This window comes from Rhodosalinus sp. (assembly GCF_041685465.1).
Classification (GTDB): Bacteria; Pseudomonadota; Alphaproteobacteria; order Rhodobacterales; family Rhodobacteraceae; genus Rhodosalinus.
This window is the reverse complement of sequence record NZ_JAWLFS010000094.1, coordinates 1-10631: the sequence shown is the minus strand read 5'-3', so window position 1 is coordinate 10631 and position 10631 is coordinate 1. Positions and strand designations below refer to the sequence as shown.

12 protein-coding genes are annotated in these 10631 nt (G+C 71.5%); 9 read left to right on the top strand and 3 right to left on the bottom strand.

Translation table 11 applies throughout. The features are described 5' to 3' along the window. Positions 1-322: 322 nt before the first annotated feature. Together ACESL7_RS08080 and xth are read left to right on the top strand one after the other, a co-directional pair. Complete coding sequence (locus tag ACESL7_RS08080) at positions 323-1999, top strand: NAD+ synthase (RefSeq protein ID WP_372892805.1); 1677 nt, start codon at positions 323-325, stop codon at positions 1997-1999. A 3-nt stretch (positions 2000-2002) separates the two neighbouring features. Then, the gene (gene xth, locus ACESL7_RS08075) at positions 2003-2785 is read left to right on the top strand and encodes an exodeoxyribonuclease III (RefSeq protein ID WP_372892804.1); all 783 of its coding nucleotides are present in this window, start codon (positions 2003-2005) and stop codon (positions 2783-2785) included. A 152-nt stretch (positions 2786-2937) separates the two neighbouring features. Here the strand turns inward: xth and ACESL7_RS08070 are convergent, their stop codons facing one another. Both ACESL7_RS08070 and dksA read right to left on the bottom strand, forming a co-directional pair. Beyond that, positions 2938-4113, bottom strand: a complete 1176-nt coding sequence (locus ACESL7_RS08070) for an FAD-dependent monooxygenase (protein ID WP_372892803.1) — start codon at positions 4111-4113, stop codon at positions 2938-2940. A 74-nt stretch (positions 4114-4187) separates the two neighbouring features. Beyond that, the gene (gene dksA, locus ACESL7_RS08065) at positions 4188-4610 is read right to left on the bottom strand and encodes an RNA polymerase-binding protein DksA (protein WP_372892807.1); all 423 of its coding nucleotides are present in this window, start codon (positions 4608-4610) and stop codon (positions 4188-4190) included. A gap of 268 nt (positions 4611-4878) precedes the next feature. Here dksA and ACESL7_RS08060 point away from each other — a divergent pair, with 268 nt between their 5' ends. From ACESL7_RS08060 to ACESL7_RS08035, 6 genes are all read left to right on the top strand, one after another. After that, positions 4879-5718 carry an AAA family ATPase gene (locus tag ACESL7_RS08060; protein WP_372892802.1) on the top strand — a complete coding sequence of 280 codons (840 nt, stop codon included), beginning with the start codon at positions 4879-4881 and terminating at the stop codon, positions 5716-5718. Between the two features lie 106 nt (positions 5719-5824). Continuing rightward, positions 5825-7168, top strand: coding sequence for a DUF2927 domain-containing protein (locus tag ACESL7_RS08055; protein ID WP_372892806.1), 1344 nt, complete (start codon positions 5825-5827; stop codon positions 7166-7168). Between the two features lie 3 nt (positions 7169-7171). After that, positions 7172-7339 (top strand): hypothetical protein, encoded by a 168-nt coding sequence (locus tag ACESL7_RS08050; RefSeq protein ID WP_372892801.1) that lies wholly within the window; start codon positions 7172-7174, stop codon positions 7337-7339. Positions 7340-7343: 4 nt separating this feature from the next. Beyond that, on the top strand, positions 7344-8528 hold the full coding sequence (locus tag ACESL7_RS08045; protein WP_372892800.1) for a vWA domain-containing protein: 1185 nt from the start codon (positions 7344-7346) through the stop codon (positions 8526-8528). A 26-nt stretch (positions 8529-8554) separates the two neighbouring features. Beyond that, positions 8555-8899, top strand: a complete 345-nt coding sequence (locus tag ACESL7_RS08040; protein ID WP_372892799.1) for a hypothetical protein — start codon at positions 8555-8557, stop codon at positions 8897-8899. Continuing rightward, entirely contained in the window at positions 8896-9504 is a 609-nt protein-coding gene (locus ACESL7_RS08035; RefSeq protein ID WP_372892798.1) for a DedA family protein, read from the top strand. Before ACESL7_RS08040 ends, ACESL7_RS08035 begins: the two co-directional genes overlap by 4 nt. 3 nt (positions 9505-9507) lie before the next feature. Here ACESL7_RS08035 and ACESL7_RS08030 read toward each other — a convergent pair whose 3' ends face one another. Further along, positions 9508-9975 (bottom strand): GyrI-like domain-containing protein, encoded by a 468-nt coding sequence (locus ACESL7_RS08030; RefSeq protein ID WP_372892797.1) that lies wholly within the window; start codon positions 9973-9975, stop codon positions 9508-9510. A gap of 151 nt (positions 9976-10126) precedes the next feature. Here ACESL7_RS08030 and ACESL7_RS08025 point away from each other — a divergent pair. Beyond that, positions 10127-10631, top strand: a 505-nt coding sequence (locus ACESL7_RS08025) for a M48 family metalloprotease (protein WP_372892796.1), incomplete at its 3' end; no start/stop codon positions are given.

Below are 10631 nucleotides of genomic sequence, written 5' to 3'. Positions count from 1 at the left end.
CCCTGCCCGTGCTGCAGCCCGTCGCGGAAGGTGCCCTCGTAGACCCCGCCGTCGTCGTATTCCTTGCTTCTGACGTCGTCCCCGGCCGCGTCCTCCTCCTGTGCCGCGGCGAGGCCCGCTGACAGGACCACGCCCGCCACGAGCGCCGGGAGGCGCCTGATCGTCTCTTTCATGATCGGATTCCGCTCTGCGCGCATGGTTCTGCCCTGCGTGCGAGCGTAATCGAGCGCCCGGGCCGAGACAACGCCTTTCACGGCGAGCCGCTTTCCCTCGCCGGTCGATCTGCTAGATGGGGCGCGAGTTGCAGGAGCCCCGCACCGCGATGACCGACCGCTTTCGCCTCACGCTCGCGCAGTACGACCCCGTGATGGGCGACCTCGCCGGCAATGCCAGCCGCGCGCGCGAGGCCTGGGCGCAGGGGCGCACGGCCGGCGCGGACATGGTCGCGCTGCCCGAGATGTTCCTCGTCGGCTACAACCCTCAGGACCTCGTTCTGCGCCCGGCCTTTCAGGCCGCCGCGATGCGCGAGATCGAGGCGCTCGCACGGGACTGTGCCGACGGCCCGGCGCTCGGCATCGGCGGGCTCTGGCGCGAGGGGACGCAACTGCACAACGCGTGGTTCGTGCTGAAGGAGGGTCGCGTGGCGGCGGTGATGCTCAAGCACCACCTGCCGAACTACCTCGTCTTCGACGAGAAGCGCACCTTCGACCCCGGGCCCGTCTCCGGGCCCTATGCGGTGGGCCCCATCCGCATCGGCACGCCGGTCTGCGAGGACGCCTGGTTTCCCGACGTGGCCGAGACGCAGGCCGAGACGGGTGCCGAGATGCTGCTGGTGCCCAACGGCTCGCCCTACTACCGCGACAAGATGGAGGTACGCCTCAACCACATGGTCGCCCGCGTGGTCGAGACGGAACTGCCGCTCGTCTACCTCAACATGGTCGGCGGCCAGGACGATCAGGTCTTCGACGGCGCGAGCTTCGTGCTCAACCCCGGCGGCGAGCTCGTGGTGCAGCTTCCGGTGATGCAGGAGGCGCTCGCCCACGTCGATTTCGAGCGCGGGCCGGCGGGCTGGCGCGCGGTGCCGGGCGACCGGGCGCATGTCCCCGACGCGCTCGAACAGGATTATCACGCGATGGTGGTCTCGCTCCGGGACTACATGCGCAAGTCCGGCTTCGAAAAGGCGCTCCTCGGTCTCTCGGGCGGCATCGACAGCGCGATGGTCGCCGCCGTGGCCGCCGATGCGCTCGGGCCGGAGAACCTGCGCTGCGTGATGCTGCCGTCGGAATACACCGCGCCGGACTCGCTGGAGGATGCGGCCGGCGTGGCGAAGCGGCTCGGCACGCGGCTCGACGAGTTGCCGATTTCCGGCCCGCGCGCCGCGGTGACCGAGGCGCTCGCGCCGCTCTTCGGCGACCTGCCGCCCGACGTCACCGAGGAGAACCTGCAGTCGCGCCTGCGCGGGCTCCTGCTGATGGCGCTCTCGAACAAGTTCGGGGAGATGCTGCTCACCACCGGCAACAAGTCCGAGGTGGCGGTGGGCTACGCCACGATCTACGGCGACATGTCGGGCGGCTACAACCCGCTCAAGGATCTCTACAAGACCCGCGTCTTCGCCGCCGCGCGCTGGCGCAACGACAATCACCGCGACTGGATGAAGGGGCCCGCGGGCGCCGTCATCCCCGAGCGCATCATCTCCAAGCCGCCCTCGGCCGAGTTGCGCGCCGACCAGCGCGACAGCGACTCGCTGCCCGATTACGACCGGCTCGACGCGCTTCTCGAGATCCTCGTGGACCGCGACGGCTCCATCGAGGACTGCGTCGCCGCCGGCTTCGACCGGGCCGAGGCGGCGCGGATCGAGCACCTGATCTACGTCAGCGAATACAAGCGCTTCCAGTCGGCGCCGGGCACGCGGCTCTCGAAGCGCGCCTTCTGGCTCGACCGGCGCTATCCCATCGTCAACCGGTGGCGCGACGGCGCGTCCAACAGCGGAGGGGCCTGAGCCATGCGGATCGCCACCTTCAACATCAACGGCATCAAGGCGCGCCATCCCGCGCTCTGCGACTGGCTCGACGAGGCGGGGCCGGAGGTCGTGCTCCTGCAGGAGCTCAAGTCGCAGGACGAGAGCTTCCCGCGCGAGCTTTTCGAGGACCGCGGCTACCGGGTGGAAACCCACGGGCAGAAGAGCTTCAACGGGGTCGCGATCCTCTCGCGCCTGCCGCTCGAGGACCTGCGCCGCGGCCTGCCCGGCGACGAGAGCGACGATCAGGCGCGCTGGATCGAGGGCACGGTCATCGGCGAGACGGCAGCCGTGCGCGTGGCGAGCCTCTACCTGCCCAACGGCAACCCGGCGCCGGGGCCGAAATACGACTACAAGCTCGCCTGGATGGAGCGGATGAAGACCCGCGCGGCCGAGCTTCTGACGCTCGAGGAGCCGGTGGTGCTCGGCGGCGACTACAACGTGATCCCGCAGGACGAGGACGCCGCGAAGCCCGAGGCGTGGAAAGACGACGCCCTCGCCCTGCCCGAGACGCGCGCGGCCTTCCGGCGGCTCCTGCACCTCGGCTACACCGAGGCGTTCCGCGCGCGGGTGCAGGGGGGCGGGCACTATTCCTTCTGGGACTACCAGGGCAACGCCTGGGGCCGGAACAACGGCATCCGCATCGACCATCACCTGCTGTCGCCCGAGGCGGCCGACCGGCTGACCGGGGCCGGCATCGAGGCGGCGCTGCGCGGGCGCGAGAAGCCCTCCGACCACGTCCCCGTCTGGATCGACCTCGACGCCTGAGCGCAGCGGCGTGGCGTGGCGCGGCCACGTCACCGGACCCGGGCGGATCGCCACGCGGCGCCCGTGGACAAGGGGGGCTGTCTGCCCCCCTCGGCGCGTCCCGCGCCTCACCCCCCGAGGATATTTCCGCCAAGAAGAAGGGCCGGGGCCGGCTATGCCTCCCGGGTCACGTCGTGGCCGTAGAGCCAGTCGAAGCCCGCCAGAAGCGCCCCCGGCGCGAAGCGTCCCGCGAGGCCCAGCGCCGCATGTCCCGCGAGGCGGATCGGCCCGGGCCGCAGGTGGTATTTCCACGCGTTGCGGCTTGCCGCCGCGACGGTCCGCGCCGCGCGTGCCCGGCGGCGGGCCTGGTAGGCGGCAAGGCCCGCCTCCCGCGTTTCGGCGCCTGCCAGCGCATCGGCCAGCACCCAGGCGTCCTCCAGCGCGAGGTTGGCGCCCTGCGCGAGGAAGGGCAGCGTGGGATGCGCCGCATCCCCGAGGATCGCCACCCCGTCCCCGTGCCAGCGCGTCGCCACCGGGTGGCGGAAGAGGCCCCAGAGGTGCACGTCCTCCACCGCTGCGAGCAGGCCCGGCACCGCGCCGCCGAACGCCGCGAAGGCCGCCCGCAGGTTGTCCGGATGGTCGCGGTGATGCCAGCCCTCCTCGGCCCAGCTGCGGCGTTCCTCGACCGCCACGAGATTGACGAGCGCACCGCCGCGCAGCGGATAGCTGACGAGGTGGCGGCCCGGCCCCATGTGCACCCATGCCTCCGGCGGGTGGTCCGCCGGGCCGGGCACCAGCGCCCGCCAGGCGACCTGGCCGGTGAAACGGGGCGGCGCCGCCCCGTTCAGATGCCCGCGCAGCCGCGAGCGCACACCGTCCGCGCCGACGACGAGGTCGGCGTCGCTCCTGACGCCCTGTGCAGTGACCACCGCGGGGCGGGGCCCCTCCTCGATCCCGGTCACCTGCTGGAGAAGGCGCAGCCGCACGCCGGCGGCCCGCGCGCCCTCGGCGAGCACGTCGATCAGGTCGGCCCTGTGCAGGAAAAGATATCGCCGGTCGGGCGCGAGGCGGCCGAGGTCCATGCGCGTCACCTCCGCCCCGTCCTGATGGCGGCGCAGGCTCACGGCCCGGGCGGCGACCCCGCGCGCCGCGATCTCCGCGCCGAGGCCGAGGGCGTCGAGCACGGCGACCCCGTTGGGACTGATCTGCAGGCCGGCACCGACCTCGGCGATCTCGGCGGACTGTTCGAGCAGCGTCACCGAGGCGCCGCGCCCGCGCAGCGCCAGCGCCGCGGCCAGCCCGCCGACGCCGCCCCCCACGACGAAAACCTCGAAACCGTCGAGACGCATCCGTTCTCCCCGAAGGCAGACAGGCGCCGGAGCCCCCGGCCCGGCGCCCGTCCTGACCCGCGCGCCGCGCAGCGTCACTCGTCGCGGTGGACGCGCTCCCGGCGCTCGTGCTTTTCCTGCGCCTCGAGGCTCATCGTCGCGATCGGGCGCGCGTCGAGCCGCTTCAGGCTGATCGGGTCGCCCGTCACCTCGCAATAGCCGTATTCGCCCTCCTCGATGCGGCGGAGCGCGGAGTCGATCTTGGCCACGAGCTTGCGCTGGCGGTCGCGGGTGCGCAGCTCGATCGCGCGATCGGTCTCCTCGCTCGCACGGTCGGCGACATCGGGGATATTGCGACTGCTGTCCTGCAGCCCCTCGAGGGTCTCCTTGCTCTCCGCGAGAAGCTCGGACTTCCACGCGAGCAGCTTGCGGCGGAAATACTCGAGCTGGCGCTCGTTCATGAAAGGCTCGTCTTCGGCGGGACGATAGTCTTCCGGCAGAAAGGTCTCGGCTTTCATCGTGTTCCCCTTTTCGGGACCGGGATCGAGCTGAATCTGATTGTCGTGCATCGCGCTGATCCGGCCACCCCCGGGGATCGCTTAGCCGAACACAGGCTTGATGTCACGCAACGAAATCGCTTGCACGGTCGTCGAGACGGCGATCCCGGCCTGGGCGGGCAGGATTCGCGCAGCGCCCGCCGGCCGCGCCGCGGCGCGGCGAAAGCCGTTGCCGTGACCGCCCCGGATGTTACCCTGCGCTGCACCCGTTCCAGCGCAAGAGGACCCAATGCGATTCACCGGCACCGAGAGCTACGTCGCGACCGAGGATCTGACGGTGGCCGTGAACGCCGCGGTAACGCTGGAGCGCCCGCTTCTGGTCAAGGGCGAGCCCGGGACCGGCAAGACCGAACTCGCGCGACAGGTCTCCGGGGCGCTCGGGCTGCCGATCATCGAGTGGTCGATCAAGTCCACGACCCGGGCGCAGCAGGGGCTTTACGAATACGACGCCGTCAGCCGCCTGCGCGACAGCCAGCTCGGCGACGACCGCGTCAACGACGTGCGCAACTACATCCGCAAGGGCAAGCTCTGGGAGGCCTTCACCTCCGCGACGAAGACCGTCCTGCTGATCGACGAGATCGACAAGGCGGACATCGAGTTCCCGAACGACCTGCTGCAGGAACTCGACCGGATGGAGTTCTTCGTCTACGAGACCGGCGAGACGGTGCGCGCCGAGCGCCGCCCCATCGTCATCATCACCTCCAACAACGAGAAGGAGCTGCCCGACGCCTTCCTGCGGCGCTGCTTCTTCCACTACATCCGCTTTCCCGATCCGGAGACGATGAAGCGCATCGTCGAGGTGCATTTCCCCGGCATCAGGCAGGATCTTCTCGCCACCGCGCTGACGCAGTTCTACGAGCTGCGCGAGCAGCAGGGGCTGAAGAAGAAGCCCTCCACCTCGGAGGTGCTCGACTGGCTGAAGCTCCTGCTCGCGGAGGATCTCTCGCCCGAGGACCTGAAGCGCGACGGCGCGAGCGCGCTGCCGAAGCTGCACGGCGCGCTCCTGAAGAACGAACAGGACGTGCACCTTTTCGAACGCCTCGCCTTCATGGCGCGGCGCCAAAGGTAGCGTGGCGATTTTTCGTACGAAAAATCGCCGATGCGGCGCGGGGTGCCGCCCGCGGGTTTGTCGTACGAAAAACCCGCGGGCCGATGCGGCGCGGCTCTGCACGGCGCTGGCGCTGCTCGCCGGTCTGGCGGGCTGCGCCCCCGCGCCGGCCCCGACCACGCAGCGTCTGGCCACCGACGCGGCGCCGCTACCGGCGGCGCGCGGCTTTCCCGGCCGGGCCGGGGTGCCCGCCGCACGCGCCAATGCCGACATCGCGCGGGATTTCCTCGACCTCGCCTTCCGCCTCGAAAGCGGCGAGACGCTGCCCGCGCTGACCCGTTTCGAGGAGCCGGTCACCCTGCGGCTCACCGGCCGCCCCGGGCCGGGTCTCTCGGGCGATCTCGACCGGCTGCTTGCACGGCTGCGCGGCGAGGCCGGGCTCGATATCCGCCGCGTGTCGGGCGGGCGCGCCGCGATCACCGTCGAGGCGGTGCCGCGCGCGCGCATCCGCAGCGTCCTGCCCGAGGCCGCCTGTTTCGTGGTGCCCGAGGTGTCGAGCCTGTCGGAGTATCTCGCGGCGCGGCGATCGGGACTGAAAAGCTGGGCCGACCTCGACCGGCGCGCGCGCGTGGCGATCTTCGTGCCCGGCGACGCCAGCCCGCAGGAGGCGCGCGACTGTCTGCACGAGGAACTCGCGCAGGCGCTCGGGCCGCTGAACGACCTCTACCGCCTGCCCGACAGCGTCTTCAACGACGACAACATCCACGCGGTGCTGACCGGCTTCGACATGCTGATCCTGCGCGCGCACTACGCGCCGGAGCTCGCCAACGGCATGTCGCGCGGCGAGGTGGCGGCGCGGCTGCCCGCGCTGCTCGCACGGCTGAACCCGGCGGGCGAGCGCGTGGCCCCGCGGCCCCTGCCGCCCACCCCTGCGGACTGGGTCGAGGCGATCCGTACCGCGCTCGGCCCCGGGGCCGGCCGGGCGGAGCGCCGGGCCGCCGCCGCGCAGGCGGTGCGCATCGCGGAGGCGGAGGGCTGGCGCGACCATCGCCGTGCCTTCGCGCATTTCGCGCTCGGCCGCGTCACGCAGCAGGCGGCGCCGGCGCGGGCACGCGCGGCCTTCGCACGGGCCGAGGCGATCTACGCCGGGCTTCCCGACACCGCTCTGCACCGGACCTTCGTCGGCGCACAGCGTGCGGCCTATGCCCTCGCCGAGGGCGATGCGGCGCGCGTGCGCGCCATCGCCGAGGCGCATCTGCCCGTCGCCGCGCGCCACGAGAACGCGATGCTGCTTGCCACGCTGCTGATGCTGCGGGCGGAGGCGCTGGACATGCAGGGACAGGGGGCCGACGCGCGCGCGGTGCGTCTGGACAGCCTCGGTTGGGCGCGTTACGGCTTCGGGCGCGACGCGGTGGTGCGCGCCAAGCTGCGCGAGATCGCCGCCCTCGATCCCACGGCTTCCGGAGGCTAGCGCATGATCGTCCTCTTCGGCGCCCTCCTGGGCATCACCCTCGGCGTGCTGACCGCGCGCCGGCGCAAGGGGACGGGCGCGGACCTGATCCATTACGGCGCCGTCTACGGCATCGCCTTCACTCTGCTGGGCCTGGTCGCGACGCTCGCGATCGACCGGCTCTCGGGGTAGCGCGATGTTCCTGCCCTTCTTCGACGCGCTGCGGCGGACGGGGGTGCCGGTCTCGCTCCGGGAGTATCTCGCCTTTCTCGAAGCGATGCGCGCCGATCTCGTCACCTACGACGTGGACGGCTTCTATTACCTCGCGCGGGCGGCGATGGTGAAGGACGAGCGCAACCTCGACAAGTTCGATCGCGCCTTCGCCGAGGCCTTCTCCGGGCTCGAGAACGTGAGCGTCGCCGAGATGCTGGAGCAGGTCGAGCTCCCGCGCGACTGGCTCGAGAAGATGGCCGAGAAACACCTGAGCGAGGCGGAAAAAGCCGAGATCGAGTCGCTCGGCGGCTTCGACAAGCTGATGGAGACGCTGCGCGAACGTCTGAAGGAGCAGGAAAAGCGCCACCAGGGCGGCTCGAAATGGATCGGCACCGCCGGCACCTCGCCCTTCGGCGCCTACGGCTACAACCCCGAGGGCGTGCGCATCGGGCAGGACGAAAGCCGCCACCAGCGCGCGGTGAAGGTCTGGGACAAGCGCGAGTTCCGCAACCTCGACGACAGCGTGGAACTCGGCACGCGCAACATCAAGCTCGCGCTCAAGCGGCTCCGGCAATGGGCGCGCGACGGCGCGCACGAGGAACTCGACCTCGACGGCACGATCCGCTCGACGGCCGAGCACGGCTACCTCGACGTGAAGACCCGGCCGGAGCGGCGCAACGCGGTGAAGGTGCTGCTCTTCCTCGACGTGGGCGGCAGCATGGACCCGCATATCCGCGTCGTCGAAGAACTGTTTTCCGCCGCGCGGGCGGAGTTCAAGCACCTCGAATACTACTACTTCCACAACTGCCTTTACGAAGGCGTCTGGCGCGACAACCGCCGCCGCTGGGACGAGGTGACGCCGACCTGGGAGGTGCTGCACACCTACGGGACCGACTACAAGTGCATCTTCGTGGGCGACGCGAGCATGTCGCCCTACGAGATCGCCTTTCCCGGCGGCGCGAACGAGCACTGGAATGCCGAGGCGGGGCAGGTCTGGCTCGAGCGCGCGCGCGGTCAGTGGCCGGACAATCTCTGGATCAACCCGGTGCCCGAGCGGCACTGGCGCTACACCCAGTCGATCGAGATGATCCGCGACATCTTTGCCGACCGCATGGTGCCGATGACGCTCGAGGGGCTCGAGCGCGGGATGCGCGAGCTCGTGCGCTAGGCCCGCGCCGAGGGACGAGGTAACCCATGCGCAGCGCGCTCCGCCATCTCTGGACCCGCCACCGGCCCGCGCTCGTGGGCCTGATCGTCGCGCTCGCCGTGGTGGCCTTCTTCGTGGCGCGCTTCGTCGCGTTCTCGGTCCACTGGGCCGACCCGGACCACCGCCGACAGCCGCCGGCCGCGTGGATGACGCCGCGCTACATCTCCCTCGCCTGGGACATCCCGCCGGAGGAGGTCATGCGCGCGCTCGGCGTCTCCGACCGCCACGACCGGCGGCCCACGCTCGGCGAGATCGCGCGCCGCCGCGGCGTGCCCGAAGAGGTCGTACTCGACGAGGTGCGCGCGCTGATCGACGCGCAGGGCCCGGAATGACCGACTGGCTTCCCGGCCTCGTGGCGGACTGGGGCGTGGCGGTGATCGCGCTGACCACCTTCCTCAGTTGCCTCGCCCTGCCCGTCCCGGCCTCCATGGTGATGCTGACGGGCGGGGCCTTCACGGCGACGGGCGACCTCTCGCTCTGGGCGGTGGCCGGGGGCGCGCTCGCCGGCGCGGTGCTCGGCGACCAGGCGGGGTATTCGCTGGGCTGGCGGGGCGGCGCCGCGCTGGCCCCCCGGATCACCGCGAAGCCGCGGCGCGCCGCGGCGCTCGCCCGCGCCCGCGGCCGCGTCGAGGAGCGCGGCGGCGCGGGCGTGTTCCTCAGCCGCTGGCTCGTCAGCCCGCTCGGCCCCTGGGTCAACCTGGTGGCCGGCGCGGCGGAGATGAACCGCGCGCGCTTCACGCTCTGGGCGGTGGCCGGCGAATGCGTCTGGGTGGCGCTTTACGTCGGGCTCGGCCGGGCCTTCGCCGAATACATCGACGCCGTCGCCGAGATCGCGGCCGACGTCTCCGGCATCCTTGCCGGGACGGTCGTGGCCTTCGGCCTCGTGCTCTGGCTGCGCGCGGCGCTGCGCCGCGAACGGCGACGCCGGCGGAAGTGAGCCTCAGCCGAGCGCGCAGTAGACCTCCGCCCGCTCGCCGCGCCGCGCGGCGGCCACGGGCGCGTCCGGGTAGACCTCCCATGTCGGGGTGGCGCGCCGCAGGCCGCGCCGTCCGACACGCGCCATCGCGGCCGCCTCGTGCGCGCCGAGCAGCGCGCAGGGGCCGGCGTGCGTGAAGTGCAGCGCGCGCCCGCCCGGCGTCCAGTCCGCCGCGATTCCCTCGCCTGCCTGCGCCGCGTCCGCCTCGGAGACGAAAACGCCGGCGCGGAAGCGGACAAGCGCCGGGTCGTCGCCCTCGAAGACGGTAAGCGGCGGGCCGGCCGGGGTGATCGCGTGACGCTCCATGAAGCGCGTCACCTCCGCGAAGGCGTCGGCCATGGCGTCGGCGACGTCGCCCGGATCCATCCCGCAGATCCGCTCGGCGTAGAGATAGGGCCGCGGCTCGGTCTCGGTCACGTTGTAGTCGGGCATGGTCTCGCTCCCCCCTTTGCCTGCGACTCGCCGCATCGATGCTGAACCCGATGCGCCGCGGGATCATTGACCGACGTTATCGCGCGGATGCCGGCCCGGAAGCTGCCTGCGCCGCATTGCCGGGCGCCGCGCGCCGCCCCATATTCCACGCATGATCAAGATCACGCCGATCCTGCTTGCGGTGCTCTACGCGCTGGTGATGTACCGCTTTTCCATGTGGCGGACGAAGCGCGAGCTCGACGCGCGCTCGACCGAGCTCGCCGACCCGCGGCTCAAGCGGCTGACCGACCGCATGGCGGAGGCGCTCGGCGTCGATCGCATCCGCGTGCACATCTACGAGATCGACCCCGTGAACGGCCTCGCGGCGCCGGACGGGCGCATCTTCATCACGCGCGGCTTCTACCGGAAATACCAGAGCGGCGAGGTCTCCGCCGAGGAGATGGCGAGCGTGATCGCGCACGAGCTTGGCCACGTCGCGCTCGGCCATGCGCGGCGGCGGATGATCGACTTCTCGGGGCAGAACGCGCTTCGCACGGCGCTCGCGATGGTGCTGTCGAGGTTCCTGCCCGGCATCGGCGTCTGGATCGCCAACGGGGTGGCGACGCTGCTCTCCGCGCGCCTCTCGCGCGGCGACGAATACGAGGCCGACGCCTACG